We start from the raw sequence: 20,852 nt of genomic DNA, 5'->3' as shown, positions 1-20,852 counted from the left end.
GAAAGGCTCTATCCACTTCTTCTTATATAAAAATATTCCTTACTTTCTATGTGTCAAAATTAAAACGCCGGTATGGCGGTTTCACTATATTTCTCTTCTAAAAATTTGCGTACCTCCGGGCTTGTCATGGCCTTGGCCAACTTTTGGACTGGCTCGGAATCCACGTTATCCTTGCGTGCCACTAATGTAATCGCAAAGTCATTTTCAACACCCTCTGTTAGAAGAGCGTCATTTTTTGGTGTCAAACCAAGCGGTGCGGCGTAAGCAGGTGTTATCACGATCGCATCTGCTTCATCATATGTTCTCGCTAGCATTAATAAATCGACTTCTTTAAACTGATAGTTTTTAGGGTTCTCAGTAATATCAGACATTGTATAGTATGGTCCCTTTTTTTCCTTTAAAGTAATAACTTTATGCTGTGCCAGCAATGCCAATGAACGATCGATATTCGACACATCATTTGCAATCGCAATAACGGCACCCTCTGGCAATTTATCCATTGAATCGTATTCTTTGGAATACACCCCATAATTGGCAAAATAAATGGGTTTCACTGGTACAAGCTCGGCATTTTTGTTTCGATTGAATTCCTCCATATACGGAACGTGTTGGAAGAAGTTCACATCCACTTCTTTTGCCGCTAGTGCGGTGTTAGGCTGCACATTATCACCTAATACAACCATTTCCAGGTTAATGCCCTCCTCTGCCAGCTTTGGTTTAACAAGCTCAAGAATTTCCGTCATTGGGGGAATGAGTGAGGCCACTTTCAATGTTACCTCTTCCTTCTCCTGATTCTGGGCATTTTCTTTCTCTTTACCTTCATTCGCCTTTCCGCATCCGACTAAAAGCAACATGATTGCTGTCATAAGAAAGAGTATTTTTTTCATGATGTTTCCCTCCATTATTTATCTTTTATCAATCATTCTGGCAACAGCCGTTCCAATGAATTGGATAAGCTGTACTAGAATAATCATAATGATAATCATATAAATCATTAGTTCTGTTTTAAATTGCTGATAGCCATACCTGATGGCAAAGTCGCCGATACCACCGCCCCCGACCACACCCATGATCGTTGAATAGGAAATAAAGCTGATAATCGAGGTTGTTAGTCCGAGGACAAGCCCTGAACGAGCCTCCACGTAAAGAAATTTAAAGATGACATCCTTAACGGAAGCCCCCATGGAAATGGCTGCCTCGATCACACCCTTTGGCACATCCAATAAAGATTGCTCGACCAACCGCGAATAATGGGCAATGGCAATGATCGCCAATGGAACGCAAGCAGCTGCTGTACCAATGGCTGTGCCGATTATGAGTCTTGTAAACGGGATTAAAAAAACAACCAATAATAAAAATGGAAAAGAACGGATAATATTGACCAATAAATTCAAAATCGAGAAAGCCCACGGATTTTCAAGCAAATGCCCCTTCCTACAAAGAAATAGCAAGGTCCCGACAGGCAACCCAATCAAAATCGCAGCTAAAATGGACACACCAACCATCGTAATGGTTTCTCCAATAGACTGCCAAATTTCTGCCTCATATTGAACTAAAATCTCAGGCATGACCTCGCCCACCATTCTCTGCTAATTGTTCGATAAAGTATTCTGGACGATTATCCTTTTTTTGAATCCCGGTTGGTTCGATTAAGACCGTGTCATAAATTTCTCCATCTGCCATGATCGATACACGATTGCATATACTTTTAATGACATCCAGCTCATGACTAACAATGACAATCGTCACACCGAAGCGTTTGTTTATGTTCTCCAGCACGTCCAATATTTCAGCCGTTGTATTTGGATCAAGGGAAGAGGTCGGTTCATCACATAATAACACTTGCGGGTTATTTGCCAATGCCCTTGCAATGGCAACACGTTGCTTTTGTCCCCCGCTTAATTGTGCAGGATATCTCTCCATCTCACCCTCCAATCCGACAAATTGAAGGCACTCAACAACACGGCCCCGACGTTCCTTCTTTGGATACTGTGCCAGCTCTAAAGAGGCTGCCACATTGTCATAAACCGTTTTATTTGCCACGAGATTAAAATGCTGAAAGATCATGCCAATCGACTTCCGTGCCCCTCTAAGTGCTTTATTGTTCAATGTTGTCAGCCTTTGGCCATTTACCTCCACGTCGCCCGCATCTGGGGTCTCCAACAAATTCATTAGCCGCAGCAACGTTGATTTCCCTGCTCCACTTGCTCCGATTATTCCATGAATTTCACCTTTAGGTATTGTTAAAGTAACAGACTTAATGGCCTGAAACTGTGAAAATTTTTTACTCACTTTATGCAGGTTAATCATAAAATCCCACTTTCTGTTTGTTGAAAGATAAGCATACCGCTCCTCATTATCGTTTCATCAAAGAAACACAGCTGATAAATCATTTTATCAACTAATGAGGACCTAATGCAAAGACACAAATTAACAGTTAAAGACTTCCAACCCAATTAAGTTCCCTCTTTCTATTGGCACTCTTAGAAATCACGGATTATTTCATTATTATCATCCTTTATGACTGGAGTTTTCACTCTATTAGTCGGATTATTCCTTTCAAAATAACTAAGTGTGCATTATAATTTTAAATGATAATGGTTATCATTATCATCCGTTTTTTTCTAAGGCTGTTTTCGCATACTTTGTTGCTATTTACCAAGTAAAGCGTTGTGTTGATTTCCCCTCCAGATGCTCGCTTTCCACGGGGCGGCCGGTGCCCCCGCAGGAGTCTCGCACTTGCGCTCCAATCAACCTTAAATCGTTTCGTTTTAAAAACAACAACCTTTACGAAAAGACCCTTTTTTAAACTTCAACATACGAATATTCTAAAGAACGTGGAGGAAAATACATGATTCGATACCTTGATGAGAAAATTGCCAACTATGAAGTATTTGTCATCTTACCTTCAAGTTATGATCCAACCAAGAAATACCGAACGCTCTATATGCATGATGGTGGTGAAACTGCCAAGCAAGCTGCAAACTATATCGATCATTTAATTCTTTCAGGGCAAATTGAACCGCTTATCGTTATTGGAATTGAACCCATTGATCGCAAAAATGACTATACGCCGTGGGAAGCACCATCACTTGCACCACATGCTTCCACCTTTGAAGGACAAGCGCAGGTTTATTTACATACTGTCGTAACCGAAATAAAGCCATATATAGATGCCCATTATGCTACGAATCCCGAGCCTTCACATACAGCGATTTCCGGCTGCTCACTTGGAGGACTTGTTTCGATTTTCGCCTCCTATTATTATCCAGAGGTATTCCATCAATATATCTCATTATCGGCTTCCTTTTGGTACGAGGATGTTCTTCGCTATCTTCAAGGGGAAAAGATCGAACGGCAAGGAAATATCCATCTCAAACCAACTGTGAATCGTCAAGATCATCAGCTTTATTTATATGTCGGGGAATTAGAGGGAATTTATAAAGAAACGATACAAAAGCATATGGTTAACTACACGAAGAAGGCCCACCTTGAATTTATCAAGGAAGGCTATTCGGAATCTAATCTATTATTTGAGTTAGATCCAGAAGGAACTCATGATGACCTATTCTTTACTACCTACTTCATTCAGTCCCTTCGTTGGTTATTTGGCATCGAAACTAAAAACGAAACGCTGGATCGTTAATTCCCCTTAATCGATTGCATCACAACAGCCCCCAAGAATGGTGATTTCCCTCCAGTCTTGGGGGTTGCTTTTTCAAAGATTTTTATCTATAGGCCAATCGAAAGTCCCTGCTTATAATGGTCGGGACTACAGAAGCATGATTTTCATACATCGCTACATACAGCTCAACTGCTAGTGGATGATTCAGCTACAAGCTTTTTAGCAAGAAATAACAAACGATAACTAAGCAAGGGTTTTCCTCGTAAAAATGTTTTGTGGTATGATAGTTAAATTGTTTATCTACCCTGTGACACATTTACATTCATCTAAGAAAAGAGGTATTTATGCACGCCACAGAATTATCCAAGCGACATTGGTTGCTCATCTTAACACTTACTTTATTAACATTTGTTCTCGGGACAAGCGAATTTGTTATCGTCGGGATCTTAACCGATATTTCCTCGAGTCTCCATATCACAAATGCCAAAGCAGGCACACTCGTTTCTGCGTTTGCGCTTACGTTTGCCGTTGCCACACCGCTCGTGATGTCGGCAACGAGCCATTTTCCAAAGCGGAAATGGATGTTGTTTTTGATAGGCTCGTTCATCGTCCTTAATGCTTTGTGCGTGATTTCGACGAGCTACATCATGCTCCTTGCACTTCGGATGCTGACTGCGATTGTAACAGGCGTTTTAATTTCACTTGCCATGGTTGTTGCAAGTGAAAACATGCCGATCGCTAAACGCGGACTTGCTATATCATTCGTTTTCGGTGGCTTTACGCTTGCAAACGTGATTGGAGTACCGATAGGCACTGTCATCGCTGAATGGTACGACTGGAATACATCCTTCCTGTTAACGACTTTTCTCGGAGCTATTGCGTTTTTGGCATCTTTCTTCGTATTGCCTACTATGCACAGTACAATTCGCAGTTCGATGCGTGATCAATTTTCTTTATTAACACACCCGCGAATTTTAATGGCTTTTTTCATTCCATCTCTTGGATTTGGAGCGACGTATGCCGTTTATACGTATCTCGTTCCAATCCTGAAAGGAATGGAAGCACCAAGCAGTTCAATCAGTTTGATCTTGTTTGGCTACGGGTTCATTTCCATTTTCAGCAACATACTCGCGGGTAAAATTGCCAACTACAATGCGATCGGACGACTCCGGTTTGTTTTCCTCGTGCAAGCAATCGTTCTGATCAGTTTGTATTGGACGACAAATCATTTTATCTTTGGATTGATTAACATTGGCTTGATGTCATTAATGGCCATCCTTTTAACAACATCTACCCAGCTTTATTTGATAGACCTTGCCGGTATTTATCAACCAAAAGCAACAGGGCTAGCTGCTTCACTGATGCCAGTAGCAAGCAATGTCGGTATCGCCTTTGGTTCCGCTTTAGGCGGAATTGTTTACCATCAGGGAAATTTAATGAATGTGACTTGGGTCGGTGGGCTGGTTGCTATCCTTGCAAGTCTTCTAACATTCCTAAGTTATCGCTTGGACCAAAAACAAAAGAAAGCAGCATAAGAGAAAGCTAAGAACGCTTTAGTATGCTTCCTTTGGTACCTCATCATTTCATGGCATAATAAACGAGATTACAGTTAATCCTTCAAATAAAATGGAGAAAGGAGTATCGAGAACGCTAGTTGTTCTTTGATACTTCTTTTTTTAAAAAAACTAGGTGCTAAAAACCAAGCGGACAATTGCGATTTACGCTGCCTGAATTATACGCCCTTTTCTTCCATTTATATACCATGCCGTTATTTCGACGACACCACCAAAAACCGGACAATTTGATCCGAGAAGTTAAACCAGTAATGGGCTTTTCTAGCATCGAACATGAACGACTGCTGTTCATGGAGTTCTATTCTTTCTCCCTCTATTTCCACTGTTAACTTCCCTTCGACAATGAATAAAAATTCATGTCCGCTATGAGAAAAAGCGCTTCCTTTATTTTCCCCTGGCTTTAACGTGACAAGAATAGGCGAAAAAACAGCATCACGAATGCCGCTGGATAAATTCTGATAATGAAATTGTTCATGATTATAATCTGAATTTTCTTGGGAGCGGTCCTCAGAAAAAAAGAAGCTTGGGTTGACATCCAATGTATCAGCGATTTTTTTTAATGACTCTAATGTGACGCTTGATTTTCCCCGTTCTACTTGTGATAAAAAGCTGATCGAAACGCCTGTTTGTTCAGCCAGGCTCTTTAATGTTAGTTTTCGCTCTTTCCTCAATGATTTCATTTTTTCTCCGATTGAATCAAAAGGCATACAGATGCCCCCTTTTTTACATAGTATCTAGCTTCATTATACAGTACAAAATTTAATGAATGCTTCGTCATTAATAACTTATTAAAAAATATTGACAGAAAATTTTAAATTATTTAAAATGAAGAAAATCATAAATTGAAGTGATACTTCAATTTTAAAGGGGTGACTCATGATGGAGAAGAAACAAATGCGGCGAATTTTAGTCGCGAGTTTAGTCGGAAGTTCAATTGAGTGGTTTGACTATTTTTTATATGGGACCGTTGCAGCTCTCGTGTTTAACCAGCTATTCTTCGTGAATGAGGATCCGACAATAGGGCTGTTGCTTTCCTATGCATCCTTTGCGTTAGCATTCTTCATCCGCCCTTTTGGCGGAGTGATCTTTAGCCATATTGGCGATCGTATCGGGAGAAAGAAAACACTTGTTATAACACTTAGTTTAATGGGCGTCGCAACATTTGGGATGGGGCTTCTTCCTACGTATCAAGCCGTTGGTATTTGGGCGCCGATTTTATTAATCACGTTGCGCTTAGTTCAAGGTCTGGGAATTGGCGGTGAATGGGGAGGCGCGCTATTATTGGCCGTTGAATATGCTCCCGCTGAAAAACGGGGCTTGTTCGGAGCCATTCCTCAGATGGGTGTTACTATAGGAATGCTGCTTGGAACCGTTGCCTTATCTATTATGACACTGCTTCCTGAAAACGCATTCATGACCTGGGGATGGCGTATACCATTCATTTTTAGTGCTTTGCTTGTATTTTTTGGCCTATGGATTCGTAAAGGAATTGATGAAACTCCGTCTTTCAAAAAAGTAAAGGAATCCGGAGAAGTTCCAAAGCTGCCGATTGTAGAAACTCTTAAGAATTATTGGCGTGAAGTGCTTATCGCCGTGGGAGCCAAAGTGGTAGAAACAGCGCCATTTTATATTTTCAGCACATTTGTCGTATCTTATGCTACTGCAAATCTCGGTTTCTCACGGACAGCTACATTGACTGCAGTCATGATTGCAACAATTATAACGACAATTTTAATACCATTCATGGGGATGTTATCTGATAAAATTGGCCGCAAAAAGCTGTTTATAGGCGGAACGATTGGGATGGCACTGTTTGCATTCCCATACTTCTGGTTGCTGCAGCAAAAATCGGTACTGCTTTTAATCGTTGCAACAGTGATAGGTTTAGGGGTTATTTGGGCTCCGATCACAGCTGTTCTGGGAACGATGTTCTCGGAAATTTTTGATGCAAGGATTCGTTATACCGGCATCACGCTTGGTTATCAAATCGGAGCAGCTCTGGCAGGAGGAACAGCGCCGCTAGTTGCAACGGCTTTACTTAATAGGTTTAATAACTCCTATGTTCCTGTCGCCATCTATATTATTTTTGCATCTGTCCTGTCACTAGCAGCGATTTGGGCAGTTAAGGATCGCAGCAATCAGAAATTAGACGAAACGCATAATACTAGTGCCATGTAATCTATGGTTCTTTTACTTCAAGGAGGACAATTGAATGTTGGTTATAAATGAAAAGGAAATTCAACAATCATATGAAATGAAGGATGCAATATCAGATGTAAAGGCCGTATTACGTGCACATGGTGCTAGAAAAATAGACAACCCTCATCGCACGGTTCTTGATTTTCCTCAACACGAGGCATCAGCACTTTACATGCCAAGCGCTGATTTATCTGAAGAAGTTTCGGCGGTCAAAGTCGTTACCATTTTTTCAAAGAATCCTTCAAGGGGGATGGCAACCACACAAGGAGTCATCTTGCTTTCAGATGCAGAGAATGGCGAACACTTAGCATTGTTGAATGCCTCCTATTTAACACGTCTCAGAACGGGGGCATTGAGCGGCATTGCCACGGACTTTCTTGCTCGTAAAGACGCCCGGGTTCTCACGATTATTGGAACAGGGGCTATGGGATTTGAACAAGCAATTGGTGTGTTAGCCGTAAGGGACATTGAGCGTATTTTATTAGTAAATCGCACACGAGAGAAAGCGGAGAAATTCGGTGAGAAGCTGCGGGCATTCGGAGTAACCGTTCCTTTTGAAGTTTGCGAAGATGTTTCAGCAGCTGTTCGCCAAGCAGATATAATTTGCTGTGCAACCCGCTCGAACGAGCCAGTATTTAATGGACTCGATTTAAAGCCGGGCACACACATTAACGGGGTCGGGTCTTATTTGCCGGATATGAAAGAAGTGGATAATGCCACGGTTACACGCGCTGCTAAAATTATCGTCGACGATTTGGCGGGCGTGAAGGATGAAGCAGGAGAGCTCATTGATGCAGCCAATCGGGGAAATTGGTCGTTCAATGATATTCACGGGGAGCTTTATGAACTTGTAACGCTGACCAAAACAGGCAGGGAAAATGAAGAGGAAATAACCTTCTTTAAATCAGTCGGTGCTGCTTACTTTGACCTCGCTGTGGCAAAAGGTGTTTACTTCCAATCAAAAGAACGGAACATCGGGATGGAGATCGAGGTATAGCAGAAGCTGCGGTCTATTATTTGAGTTAAATCCAGAAGAAACTCATGATACCGTATTCTTTTCCAACTACTTCATTAAGTCGCTTCGTCGGTTAATGGGCATTGAAAAAATAGAAACGATGGATCGTTAATCATTAAAATAGCCGCAAAGAATGGTGATGTTCACCAAGTCTCGGCGGCTCTATTTAATATACAATCTTTAATTACTCAACTTACGAATCATTTCCAAGTATTTTCTCTAATAATCCCATCTGACTAACTGTTTCAATATCATTTTTAAAATTTTGTAAACTAGCTTTATATTCATCGTATTCTAAATCTTTGGAGTAGCCAATACATAAGTTTAATATACTGTTTAGTTTTTCAGCAGAACCACTAATAAAATAGGTCGTGAGTATTTTATTATTTGTGCTTGCAAGTACTACAATTGTTGCCATGTCCAGTGCATATTCTATGTCTGTATCTGAAATCTTTCTATTCTTTTTCTTAGGATATTTAAATTCATAACTATTAATAGAATGAATTTTTCCTGTGAGTAATTCTAGTATCGTTTTATTATAGATTAAATATACTCCTTTAATTAGCTTCATTTCTGGAGCATAAGGATCAGCCAGTATATATTTTATACGTTCATCTTCTTTAGGAATCTCCATTCCGTCTAAATCATGCTCTAATATATTAGCTACTTCCTCAATTCTTTTAGGAGGGAATAACTTTGCGAAGTCGTATTTTTTTTCCATTGAAAACTTCCTTTATAAACAAATTTGATAAATTACCAGAGCTTACCTCCTCCGTAGAATGAGTGGGTACCATATTCATGAGGATGATAATGTGCAAATGTACGTTTTCCTTTACCAGCAGTATGTGCTGAATCAAATCTATATCGTCCAGTTGGTGAAACACCTTTTGCTATACTGAGTGCATTTGATGAGCCAATACTCCAAGTATCTAATCCACTTTTTAATCTTGAAATTGCTTTCGATTTAGATCTACCTGGACCAACCCATAGCCCCTTGGAGTTTGAAGTTCTCATTGCTTCATAATGCACATACCTCTTATTTTTTGTGTTATCATTAGCTACCTTACCTACTACCCATAATGCACCTGCTTTTAATGAAAGAAGTCCTTGAGCAGCCAAATATATCAGTGTAGTTGCTCCAACACTGATAGCTAATAATTGAAGCATACTTGCAGTCGCCACCACTCCTAGAGCTGGAATCCAAAAGGCAGATGTTTTGAATTCTTCATTATTGAAATCTACACTCACATCTTCTCCAGTATTTAAATTAGTGACATCTGCTTTTACTGAATCCTCGGTAAGAGTAGTTAATTTAATTTCATATTTTGTATATTCACCAAGTTCTGTTTCTGAAAACACATTAATTATATTGTCCCCAATTTCAAAACCAAATCCTACAAGAAATTCTTCATTAGACTCATTAGTTCCTTCAATTTGGACAATTATATCTTTTTGAACATGAAGGAGGAAATGAAGAGCTTATTGATGGTAGATTTTGATACACCCCGGATTCCTTTTTTATTATCTATAGCTCCAATAATTCCTGCAACAGCTGTACCATGCCCTGTATCATCAATGATTTCATTATTAGGATTTATTGCATTATACTCTTTTGTAACAATTCCCTTTATATCAGGGTGAGATTTATCAATTCCAGAGTCAATTATTGCAATTTTTATTATCCTCTTGTGAACTTTGTTACCTTGAATATTTAAAGATTTATACTCCCAACTTTCCATTTGTTTATCATATAAATCTGGAATTTTCTGTTCTTTCTCCCAATCTTGAATCTCAATACTTTCAGGATTTTTTATCCAAATGCTTATAAAAAGACCTGAAACGATCACACCAACCATAAATATCCATTTCATTCAAACCACACATTTCTTGAAAATTTTAACTATAGGAAGAAGAGCCTTGCTCATAAGGAGGCGTATATCGTTAAATAGAAGAAAGCAGATAAAATAATAATCTGCATCACCTACAGTTTCTTGTGGAACATCCACATCTACCGCAAAAGTACCATCCATTTGAATTACCTTTAGATTTTTTTATCCTCCGAACTTACATTCTTTCTTGGAATTAGAACAAGTTGAAACGATCAAAGAAAGACTAACTATAAATAATAGTGAAGCAAGTAACCGAACTTTTTTCTTACCCATTTTTTCACCCCTCCTTCCTGTTAGTATTTCTTATAAACTGTATAGATGCTCTATCATAATGGCATAATAACCATAAATTCAGATTGATAGGTCCCAAAATTGAATTCAGGAATATCACATATGGAATCGTTCCTCCTTCGTTTCTGTGACCCTCCACGTTATACCTTTCTTGCCACAAATAAAAGCCCCTGACACTAGAAGTGCCAAGGGTTGAAAGAATAATGAATTTATACATATAGTTTGCATTCCCAACATTTCTCGAGAGTAAAAGTTTTAATTCTGAAATAATCTATATCATCCTATTTTTTATTGACCTTTGAACGAATAAGTATAGATATGACACAAGTACCATAGAGAAATAAAGCTACGAAAAGTAATGGTACAAATATTGTTGATATTTGGTCTTTTGGGACAACCCAAAATAATAGAACTGCAAAGGAAATTGTTCCACTTAACCCCACGAATATAGCATAAAATAATAATCCAAAATTTAAAGCCTTTTTAAAACTCTCTTTATACGTAGACACCAATATCAAAATTCACCACCTAAATTTTATTTTGTTTTACCCACTGTTTTTTAGAATTACTTATCTTCTTCTAATCCTGCCTTTACCAATTATTCTCGTATTTCTTAAAACGTCGTTAAGTGCCTCCGTTAGGAAGTAACCCCCTTTTTTAGGAGTACCTGTAAGTTCAATAAAAAATCTCCTCCATCCCAATCTTTCACGACAAATAAAAAAAGAATCTACCTTTAATAAAGATGGATTATTTTAATATCTGCGTTGCTGTGTCGATGTAGTTTTCACGCAGAGTTGATTGAAACGGAAGGTGGAGACTCCTGCGGGAAATACGCGTCCAAGGGAGACCCCGCAGGCGCAAAAACGCCGAGGAGGCTCCCGGACCGTCCGCGGAAAGCGAGTGCCTGGAGTGGAAATGAACGTCACAATTTCACAAAAAAAGATGGATCATTTTCTATCTGTATTCCTCCACAATCGTGCCCGGCTGGGAAGATTTTTCTGGTTTTAACGAAGAAGAGCTAGTTGTTACCCGTTTCGGCTTCAGCTACCTTTTTGACACGGTCCAAAAATTCAACGACCACTTTATCGGTGGCAAATAGTAAAAGCAATTTCAAATACCACTTCAATGGGCGACTGGCGACTGTATATGTAAAGGAAGTTCTATTGTCATTGATTTTATTTAGTTCATATAAAGCGGTAATATCAAACATTTTTGCAAGTACAAATCCTACTTTAAGCTTTTTCTCATTAGTCTCATTCAAATATTCCAATGTTTCTATATCATACTCTTCTGTTCGTTTTCCTTCTCTATATGTTTGACGATATACGCTTCCAACCACTTCTTCCGTTATTTTAACCGGCTTTTGTTCAATTACTTGAGGCATGATTTTTTGCATATTTTCTACAGAACCATCAAGAAACTTCCATACCTGTTCAATTGGGGCGTTTATTTCTATTTCTCTTGTCCATTTTTTCAATGTAATCACCTCTACCTATATTATATTTCCTTTATTATGTAAAACCAAATTTCCAACTGATAAATCGGTAAATAATTCAAGTTACATTAGATACATTAACCAACTCTTTTTGAATTTAAATGTCTTTCTGTAAAAAAATTACTTTATTATGACTCTCTTTTTTGGTGTTATTCTTGTATAATAAACCAAACGGTTACTTTTTCAGGAGAATCCTATGAATTTTATATATATCAATCAAAACATATTAGATAATCTCTTTTATATCTTAGTAAGTATTTTAATTTATTACATCTTATTAGATCATGGCAAAAGGTTAAGTCATTATGGAAAGACCCTTATTACTGCATGCATGAGCATTCCTATTATTTTATGTATGAAGTTTCCTATTTATATCGATGAATATTGTGTCCACGATCTCAGGCAAATTCCTTTTATAATAGGGACCCTTTATGGTGGTTGGCCTGTAGGGGCTGCTCTGTTAGTCATCATATTAACTTTTAGGTTTGCTTTTTATGGCTTTAATTTACTTACGTTAATTGTATATATCGTCATCTTTATTATAACGGCTCTATTTTCTTCGAAATTCAAAAATTTTAATCGGAAAAATAAGTTTAATAGCTCGATACTATTAATTTTGTTTCTTGGAATACTAACGAGCTTCATTTCACTCGCTATGTCTGATTATTTTCGCATAACGGAGGCGTATGTATTTTACTTTATCATCCTCCCTCCATTCATTATTGGTTTAGCTGTTTATATCATGGAAATTTTAAAGGATGCCATTTTAATCCGGACACAAATGATAAGGCTTGAAAAAATGGAGGTAGTCAGCCAGCTTGCAGCCAGCATTTCACATGAAGTAAGAAATCCTTTAACGGTTGTGAAAGGATTTGTTCAACTGCTAAAGACTCGTGATCTGACTCAGGAAGTAAAAGAACAATATATAGAGCATGTTGTCAGGGAGCTTAATAGTGCAGAATCCATAATTAGTGAATACTTAGCATTTGCAAAACCTGCACTTGAGAAAGTGGATAATATTTCAATTAACCGTGAAATAGGGTATGTAATTGAAATGATCAAACCATTGGCTAGCATGAATTTAGTTACTATATCTGAACAGTTGGCTCCAGGCATTACCCGGGGGAATATTCAACATTTCAAGCAATGCTTCCTAAACCTCATCAAGAATGGTATAGAGGCAATGCCACACGGCGGGGAACTTAATATTGTTTCTTATGTAAATAATTTCGATATCATTATCGAAATCAGTGACAATGGAGTGGGAATGAACAAGGAACAAATAAATCGTTTTGGCGAGCCTTATTACAGTTCCAAAGAAAAAGGGACTGGGTTGGGATCAATGGTGGCTGTTAAGACCATCCAAACGATGAATGGTACACTTCATATAACAAGCGCTTTGAATAAGGGAACAACGATTTCAGTAACACTTCCCGTCTATCAAGAAGATTATTAAAAAGGCCCGCCATTATCGGCGGGCTTTAAGACTGTAGAAAAACTCGATGAAAACTCGGTTTGCCTGCAGTTTTTTTATTTAAAAAGTTCAGTTGATTTCAGAAATCCGCTCCCTTTCCGCCGACTATCTGCCATACCTCCTCGACACAAGCGTCTGTGGGGGCTTATTCAGGAGTGTCGCAGTAAAAAAACATAAAAACCGGAGCACTTTATTCGAACAGCTGCACTGTCTTGGGCTGTTGACGCAGTTATCGACCTAATCCACACAATATTCGACCGTTCGCGCACAGTATTCGACCTAAACTACATAGTATTCGACCGTTCACGCACAGTATTCGACCTACCTCGGTATTCGACCTACCTCGCATAGTATTCGACCGTTGAGGCACTATATTCGACCGTTCACGTATTTTTTTCGACCTACACCTCACTATTCGGACTCTAATCCCTTATGTCCGCAAAATAAAAGTCCGCCTATTACGGCGGACTTTTCACTTTATTTTTTCTGGTCAAGGCATTGACTAACAGCCATCATGTCTCGTTTGTTCAGTTCACGAATCCGGGCGAAAATGGGGATATCGGCCACGGCCTCGGTACGTTCACTTTCAGCGACGACATCCTTTACTTTCCCTGTCAGCCAGGTCTGTACGTCGATATCTTCGACGATTTCTTTACGACCTTCATCATCGATGCCACTGGCATGACAGCTCACACAAGGGATCGTTAACTTATACACACCGTCATGGATGTTGTCTTCTGAAATGACTTTCTTGCCATTACAGAATGGGCATTTATGACTTGCTTTAATTTTATTGATTTGGGTAACGATTTTTTTGTAGCCGAATGCTTCATAGACATAGGTTAGTTTTTTGTATTTGCCATTGGTGAAATATTTATCAATAATGGTTTCTCTTGTTTCGTTAATATTGGCAAAGTCACAGATGGTGATCTGATTTTTGCTGCTGATCGCTTCGATATTGCCTTTAATGCTGTCCCAGAATGGTTGGGTATTTTGTAAAACCACTTCATAGCCGACGAAGCTTGCCAGTTCGAGTTCGAGCATTTTCAACGCCGCTTTTGTTTCACGTGGAAGGAATGAGACATCATCAGTAAGTGCGATATCGCCGCCTACAATCGCTTTTAGTTTTTCCAGTTCCGGCAGCTTTCCAACAATTTTGATGACTTGATCAATTGGCTGTTGGATGATTTCACGAATATCCGTATCACCAAATATCAGTTTTTTATGATGGTTCAGGACCGTTCCTTGACAGACAGGACAGGCGATCATCTCTTTTGTTTCTTTCATCTGCTCTTTAATGATTGATTTCGATACGAAGATATAACGCCCAATGATGAAATTGAACCCTTCCCAAATTCGCGATGCCTTGCCTGCTTTATCGTAAAAGGACTTTTCCCAATACCCATATAAAAAGGTATGCTTTTCGGCATCTGTCATCTCATTATAGCTTTTACTAATGTCGTGACCGAGTTCATTCTTGATCTCATCAAAGAGGAATTGCAGCTTCGAATGTTGATAATATTTTAATACTTCCATCACGTCTGGATGTAATAAACCATCCCAGAATGGCACGTTTTTGTCTTGAATGACGACATCAATGTCAAATTTTTCAATGACCCGGCGCCCCGAACAGCTTGGACAATGATTTTCTGCAGAATAGAAATCGAAGCTTCTTGTATCCTTATTGGTCGGATGTGCAGCCACTATATGGTTGATCATTCCGCCCAATTCATAAAGAAACGTATATTGACTGTACAAGTGCCGTTCAAGATCAATGGCGATCACAGGTGCAATCGTGTCTGACTCGTACTCCCCATAAATCACGCGAGCGATTGGTGATAGGCTTTTTAAAATGCCGCCCTTATAGACGTTCTCTGCATTTTTGAAATAGTCCAGATGATTTTCCTGTAAATAAGTGATGCCATTTTTTGACCGCAGTGTGGAAGAAATATGCAATGGCGCCACTTGATCGTCACTGTTTTTGTGACGATAATAATCATCATGACTGACAACGTCAAGATGCTGGACAGGTGTTAGCTGTCTTTTACCAAAATCCACGATATAATCCGAGCTTTCCAGCATATAGGCATTATGTTCAATCATGATGATGGAGACCGATTCATCCTCTAGAATGACTCTTACACTATCAATGAATTGGTTTAAAATATTTTGCGATAACCCTTTTGAAGGCTCGTCAAAAATGAACAGCGTGTGCGGGTTCCTTGTCTTGGCAAACAGCTCGGAAACTAAGTGGACACATTGAAATTCACCCGTCGATAGTGTTTGTGTTTTTCTTTCTAGCGTCAAATAACCAAGCCCAAGTTTGATCAATAAGCTCAAGCGTTTATGTGCGATGTCTTCATTAGGCAATTCTTCAATGATATCTTCGATTGAACGCTGAAAAATATCATCAATTTCATCACTGTATTTGGTGAGTTTCTTTTTAATATCAAGAAACGTCGCAACGGTTGAACGGCTGGTAATCGATTTGTTTCGATCCTGCCCGACCATGACCAGCTTATCCTTTGGATACCGCTTCTGAAAATCTTTAGAGATACATTCATTGACTAGTGTAGATTTACCGCAGCCTGACTCACCCGTAAAGGTAACGAGCCTATTCTTTGGAATTCGGATTTCCTCCATTTGAATATTACGGCAGTAAAGATCCTGAAATTGATAGAATTCAGTAGGCGCTGCTTCATTTCGTTCCCAGCTGATTGGTTTGGGACGCGGTGATTCCTCAACGATTTTCCCGCCATATTTTCCGCTGCCGGGTCCAAAGAACAATTGGTCATCTGTGCTATCCAGCACCGTGTCTGAGTGATCAATGAGCCAAATTTGATTTTTATAACCTAATTGCTTAATCTGCTCCAAAATTTTCAAAAGGGTTTGGTGATCAAGACCGACGGAGATTTCATCAATGATTATCACGGTATTTTCACTTGTTGCCATGAATTCGGCCAAATATAGCCGCGTTAATTCCCCTCCTGACACTGTCCCCATAATACGGTTCAAGCCTAAATAACCAATATTCATATTGATTATATTTTGGAGAATATGCTGTTTAGCTTCACTAATATGTAAGGTCTCTGCGAGTGAAAGGATCGTTTCGATGCTTAAGTTGTTGATATCGGAAATAGTATGCGGACGATCTAATAAATCAATCGTATATTGCTCGACTTCTGGATTGTAGCGCTTCCCCTCACACTTTGGACATTCGACATTTTTCGTCGTACCGCGTCCTTTACAAGTGGTGCACCAGCCTAAGGCATTATTAAATGAAAAAACTTCCGGAGAAAGATTGAATTTTTCTGCAAGACAAACACGAATCTCTTTAAACACACCAGTATGTGTGCCAATGGTCGAACGGGGATTGGCTGAAATGGATGATTTGCCGAGAAAAAGGACCAGCGGCATTTCTTCCATATTAATTGCACTGAAGTTGGTTTCCATAATATTAGGAAATAAATACTGATATTCAGACTTCGGCAATAAGGAAACGAGACGCTTCTTGGATTCTTCGCCGATCGTTTGACAAAACGTCGTCTTCCCGGAACCTGATAAACCAGCAATTCCTAATGATTGGTCGTCAGGCAGTGATGAATCTAAATGGTTTATATTGTTCGCTATTAATCGATTTATTTTCATATGTAACTCCTCTCCATTTGTTCAAGCTCAGTCTTTCATAATAGCACAGCGATACATGTATTTGTTATTTTTTTAACGGTAACCCCATCCTTCTATTCTTTCACATTCCACTTCCTCAAAAACGTATGATTCATCGACAAAAATCGTGAACTGACACGAATAGGGTTGGATATTCAATCAACTGCAGATTGAGCCTTCTTTTAGATTATAAAAGCCCCTCTCCATTAAGAGAAGGGCATTCTATATAAAGTATGACCATAATTTTGCCCAATACGCTTATTTTGTATTGGACTTTTTTGCCTTGTTTTCAAGCTCGCTTTTGGGCTCAGTGGAGAATTCGACATCTTTTCCATGTCCCTGCGGGTTAACACTTGGTGCGATACGACCTCTTCCTGTCTTTTTACTCATTTCCTTCACCTCCAAGTATATTATGTCCGAACTGTTATAAATTAAAAACGAGGTCGTTTCTTTCTGTGAACTCCTCTCTAAGATCAGGAACTTATAAAAAATACCTCAATAAAAAACCTGCATAGAACTAAAGTCTACACAGGTTTCAAAAAAGCTGTTTCCATATTTCGACTATGGAATTTTTATATCCATGAACCAATAATCCTATCATGTAATGTCCTTAAACACCTACAATGTGGGACGGAGCTACTTTAAAAGGCGAGTGTAATTAAATGTGTCTTTGTTCAGAGGAATATCAGGATTTTTTTTCCCGGCAGGCTGTACTGCTCTTCCTGTATTTCCACTATAGCCTTCTTCAATGGGCCCTGGATAATGATAATGACCATCATTAACTGGTTCAATTGTTGATGAATCAGTCACATGACTTTCTCCCGATTCCGCCTGATCAAGTCTTACAGATCTGTTTTCTTTCTCGTTAGGCAATTCATCTCCTCCTTTTCTAAAGATTCTCTTATAGTATTTGATAAAGGAACCATAAAATTAAAGGAGAAAAAAGGAAGCACTAATATGTCAGAAGTAAACGCTTTGTTGCATCGTTTTGCAAGAAAGGGCTGGGTGCGCCAACCGTATAGATCTGCAAGTTATGCATAGCCCTGGTACATGCGGTGTAGAACAATCTTCGCAGGCTCTCATCACCGTATGTTTGCACAGATGCATCATAGATGATGACAGCATCAAATTCGATGCCTTTGGCCAAATAAGCCGGAATGACAACAACACCCTGTTCATATTCATTTGTGCCTTTCTGAACGAGTTTAATTTCACCGTGGATACTAAGGGCATCGTATGCTGCGGCACTTTCCGCAGCAGATTTACAGATTATTGCGATTGTATTATACTCACGACTTTGAAAGTCTTTGACTTTAGACATGATATTACGGTGCAATTCATCACGGCTGGACACTTGAGTCAGTACAGGCTTCTCACCTTCACGTTCGAATGCCTTAATTCGATGGCCTTCAGGAACTAGTTCACGTGTAAATTCTATAATCTGCTTTGTGGACCTGTAGCTTTGATCCAAGGTTATGCTTTCGGTTTCACCTATCCCGTATAGACTGGTAAGAGTCTGGAAATCTACCCGTTCGCTGGCATGAGCGAATATTGCTTGGTTAAAGTCACCGAGCACGGTCATCCTTGCAGAAGGAAACAACCGTTTCAAAAATTCGAATTGAAACGGCGAATAATCCTGTGCTTCGTCTACAAGCACGTATTTTATAGCGGTATTCGTCTGAAATCCTAGAATTAGCTCTTTCAGCAGCAAAAATGGAGTCGCGTCTTCGTAATACAGTTTTCCTTCGTCCAGCATTTTTTGCGTTGATAAGCAAATTTCCCGTTCGGCAGGTGTTTTCCCCTCATTCCACAGTTCGATTCGTATTTGTTCGTCAAAAAGTTGCTTGTATATTCCCTTAATATTGATAAAATGAAGTGCTTTTATCCGTTTTCGTAACGTCTTCAATTTCTTTCGAACAATCATACGCGCAAGCATTTTATGCTCTATCTCGTAATCGTCAAAGGAATCCTCATTAAGACCGCGTTTTTTCTCTAAGTCAGTGAATACCTTTTGATAGTCTTCTTTGCTAAGATACTCGATTTCCTCCTGGACCCACGGTTTTTCCAATTCGGACTTTTCCGTTTCATCAAGTATCTGACATAACCACTCTTTCAACTTTTCAATCCTATTGTGAAATCTTAATGTGGTGTCTGTGTTATAAAATCTTTCTGAGATTTGTTTGGCGGAGACGAGCGTTTCCCCTCGGAACTTTACCCCTCTAAAGATCATTCCAGATAGTTCCAGTGATTGTCTGTATGTTTTGATGATCTCAAAGAAGCGAATGGATGCCTTAAATTGGATACTCGCTGTCCTGGTGCTATAGGAAGGATCATCCGCTGCAGTCAATAAAAATTCTAATTGCTCATAAGGATCCTCAACTTGAAACGAATCAGTCAGACGATGATCCAGGTATTCCTGGAATGTTACCTGCTGCATATTCTCTTCGCCAAGTTCGGGCAACACATTGGATACATAGTTATTAAACATGGAGTTAGGAGAGAATAGGATGATTTGATCAGCTTTCAGCCTTTCTCGATTCTTGTAGAGCAAGTAAGCAATCCGTTGGAGGGCAGCTGATGTCTTGCCGCTGCCAGCGGCACCTTGAACAATGAGCAGACGTCCGCGATCGTTCCGGATGATCCGATTTTGCTCCCGTTGAATGGTGGCCACAATACTGTGCATATGCTTATCCGTTCCCTTGCCAAGCACCTTCTGCAGTATTTCATCTCCAATGGTGAGACTCGTATCGAACATTGATTCGATAACGCCTCCCTTGATGATATATTGCCACTTTTTCTCCAACATCCCAGAAATTATGCCTCCGGGAGTAGAGTATTCCACGGGACCGGGAGGATAGTCATAATAAACACTCGAAATCGGAGCCCTCCAATCGTAGACAATGAAGTTTTCTCCTGTTGTATCAGTAAGAGTGGAGGTCCCAATATAAATATGCTCCGTAAGTGAAGACCCTTCTTCAGTGATATCGATCCGGCCGAAATAAGGCACATCCTGCATGCGGCGCAGTGTTGACAACCTCTTGAAGGAATATCTATGTGCACCTTCGCTTTGTGACAAGTCTTGAGCCTGCTGTCTCAAGCCAATGATGGTCTCGAGGTAATCATCGAAAGTATCCATATTGACCTTGAGGTCATCCCAAAAGTGTTTACGGATATTAACAACTTCTTTTCTGCGCTGTGAAGTCTCTCCTTCTATTTTGCTGATTTGTTTCGTGATTGTTTCTATCACCTCATCCAAACGTTCTTGCTCCTGCCGAATTTCATCGTTCATATCAGACACTCCTTTAAAAATTGAGAAATTAGGGGTTGACTAGAGGTGAGTTTTACCTTATACTTATAGTAAGGGGTAAACTGTTTTGTGTATTTCAATTTGTGTTTCTATACTAATTTATCATAATTTCTGAATGATATCAATGTATATTGCACAACAGTTGCCATAATAAATTGTCATTTTAAACTTTAATTTAACCTTTAATGTCAGTAACCAGTTGAGCCAGTAGCTTGACTGGTTATTTTTATGACTATTTATCTCTTGAAAGCCTAAATGCTTCGTCTTTCATAATAGCTGTAACACTCACATCAAAGGTTGATTCGTTGTAACGATGA

General features: G+C 39.3%; 17 protein-coding genes. 5 read left to right on the top strand and 12 right to left on the bottom strand.

Annotation, left to right across the window (positions count from 1 at the left end):
• Positions 1-59 precede the first annotated feature (59 nt).
• The 3 genes from MPH60_RS01130 to MPH60_RS01120 are packed head-to-tail and all read right to left on the bottom strand — an operon-like array spanning position 60 to position 2,310.
• A complete protein-coding gene (locus MPH60_RS01130) occupies positions 60-887 on the bottom strand; it encodes a MetQ/NlpA family ABC transporter substrate-binding protein (protein ID WP_241589280.1) in 828 nt (275 codons plus the stop codon).
• An 18-nt stretch (positions 888-905) separates the two neighbouring features.
• Positions 906-1,568, bottom strand: coding sequence for a methionine ABC transporter permease (locus MPH60_RS01125; protein ID WP_101223248.1), 663 nt, complete (start codon positions 1,566-1,568; stop codon positions 906-908).
• Positions 1,561-2,310, bottom strand: coding sequence for a methionine ABC transporter ATP-binding protein (locus MPH60_RS01120; protein ID WP_241589281.1), 750 nt, complete (start codon positions 2,308-2,310; stop codon positions 1,561-1,563). The genes MPH60_RS01125 and MPH60_RS01120 overlap by 8 nt, the downstream gene beginning before the upstream one ends.
• A gap of 541 nt (positions 2,311-2,851) precedes the next feature.
• On the opposite strand from MPH60_RS01120, the gene MPH60_RS01115 reads away from it, so the two are divergent.
• Both MPH60_RS01115 and MPH60_RS01110 read left to right on the top strand, forming a co-directional pair.
• Positions 2,852-3,646: an alpha/beta hydrolase gene (locus MPH60_RS01115; protein ID WP_241589282.1), complete on the top strand. Its 795-nt coding sequence runs from the start codon at positions 2,852-2,854 to the stop codon at positions 3,644-3,646.
• Between the two features lie 323 nt (positions 3,647-3,969).
• Positions 3,970-5,160, top strand: coding sequence for an MFS transporter (locus tag MPH60_RS01110; protein WP_241589283.1), 1,191 nt, complete (start codon positions 3,970-3,972; stop codon positions 5,158-5,160).
• Positions 5,161-5,393: 233 nt separating this feature from the next.
• On the opposite strand, the gene MPH60_RS01105 is transcribed toward MPH60_RS01110, so the two are convergent.
• A complete protein-coding gene (locus MPH60_RS01105; RefSeq protein ID WP_241589284.1) occupies positions 5,394-5,906 on the bottom strand; it encodes a helix-turn-helix domain-containing protein in 513 nt (170 codons plus the stop codon).
• Positions 5,907-6,078: 172 nt separating this feature from the next.
• On the opposite strand from MPH60_RS01105, the gene MPH60_RS01100 reads away from it, so the two are divergent.
• Positions 6,079-7,377: an MFS transporter gene (locus MPH60_RS01100; RefSeq protein ID WP_241589285.1), complete on the top strand. Its 1,299-nt coding sequence runs from the start codon at positions 6,079-6,081 to the stop codon at positions 7,375-7,377.
• A 34-nt stretch (positions 7,378-7,411) separates the two neighbouring features.
• Complete coding sequence (locus tag MPH60_RS01095) at positions 7,412-8,395, top strand: ornithine cyclodeaminase family protein (RefSeq protein WP_241589286.1); 984 nt, start codon at positions 7,412-7,414, stop codon at positions 8,393-8,395.
• A gap of 211 nt (positions 8,396-8,606) precedes the next feature.
• Here the strand turns inward: MPH60_RS01095 and MPH60_RS01090 are convergent, their stop codons facing one another.
• The 4 genes from MPH60_RS01090 to MPH60_RS01075 all read right to left on the bottom strand — a co-directional run bounded on the left by MPH60_RS01090 (position 8,607) and on the right by MPH60_RS01075 (position 12,070).
• On the bottom strand, positions 8,607-9,134 hold the full coding sequence (locus MPH60_RS01090; protein WP_241589287.1) for a hypothetical protein: 528 nt from the start codon (positions 9,132-9,134) through the stop codon (positions 8,607-8,609).
• A 32-nt stretch (positions 9,135-9,166) separates the two neighbouring features.
• Entirely contained in the window at positions 9,167-9,772 is a 606-nt protein-coding gene (locus MPH60_RS01085) for a hypothetical protein (RefSeq protein ID WP_241589288.1), read from the bottom strand.
• Positions 9,773-9,855: 83 nt separating this feature from the next.
• Positions 9,856-10,284, bottom strand: a complete 429-nt coding sequence (locus MPH60_RS01080; protein ID WP_241589289.1) for a S8 family serine peptidase — start codon at positions 10,282-10,284, stop codon at positions 9,856-9,858.
• Between the two features lie 1,327 nt (positions 10,285-11,611).
• Positions 11,612-12,070: an SRPBCC family protein gene (locus tag MPH60_RS01075; RefSeq protein WP_241589290.1), complete on the bottom strand. Its 459-nt coding sequence runs from the start codon at positions 12,068-12,070 to the stop codon at positions 11,612-11,614.
• A gap of 214 nt (positions 12,071-12,284) precedes the next feature.
• On the opposite strand from MPH60_RS01075, the gene MPH60_RS01070 reads away from it, so the two are divergent.
• On the top strand, positions 12,285-13,544 hold the full coding sequence (locus MPH60_RS01070) for an ATP-binding protein (RefSeq protein ID WP_241589291.1): 1,260 nt from the start codon (positions 12,285-12,287) through the stop codon (positions 13,542-13,544).
• Between the two features lie 495 nt (positions 13,545-14,039).
• Here MPH60_RS01070 and MPH60_RS01065 read toward each other — a convergent pair whose 3' ends face one another.
• From MPH60_RS01065 to helD, 4 genes are all read right to left on the bottom strand, one after another.
• Positions 14,040-17,210: an ATP-binding cassette domain-containing protein gene (locus tag MPH60_RS01065; RefSeq protein WP_241589292.1), complete on the bottom strand. Its 3,171-nt coding sequence runs from the start codon at positions 17,208-17,210 to the stop codon at positions 14,040-14,042.
• Between the two features lie 276 nt (positions 17,211-17,486).
• A complete protein-coding gene (gene sspL / locus MPH60_RS01060) occupies positions 17,487-17,618 on the bottom strand; it encodes a small, acid-soluble spore protein L (protein WP_061464729.1) in 132 nt (43 codons plus the stop codon).
• A 246-nt stretch (positions 17,619-17,864) separates the two neighbouring features.
• Complete coding sequence (locus tag MPH60_RS01055; protein WP_241589293.1) at positions 17,865-18,101, bottom strand: hypothetical protein; 237 nt, start codon at positions 18,099-18,101, stop codon at positions 17,865-17,867.
• A gap of 79 nt (positions 18,102-18,180) precedes the next feature.
• Positions 18,181-20,517, bottom strand: a complete 2,337-nt coding sequence (gene helD / locus MPH60_RS01050) for an RNA polymerase recycling motor HelD (RefSeq protein WP_241589294.1) — start codon at positions 20,515-20,517, stop codon at positions 18,181-18,183.
• Positions 20,518-20,852 lie beyond the last annotated feature (335 nt).

The sequence above is a fragment of the Peribacillus sp. Aquil_B1 genome (assembly GCF_022603275.1).
Lineage (GTDB): Bacteria > Bacillota > Bacilli > Bacillales > DSM-1321 > Peribacillus.
The sequence above is the reverse complement of the archived record's forward strand: the minus strand, read 5'-3'. Positions and strand labels throughout refer to the sequence as shown.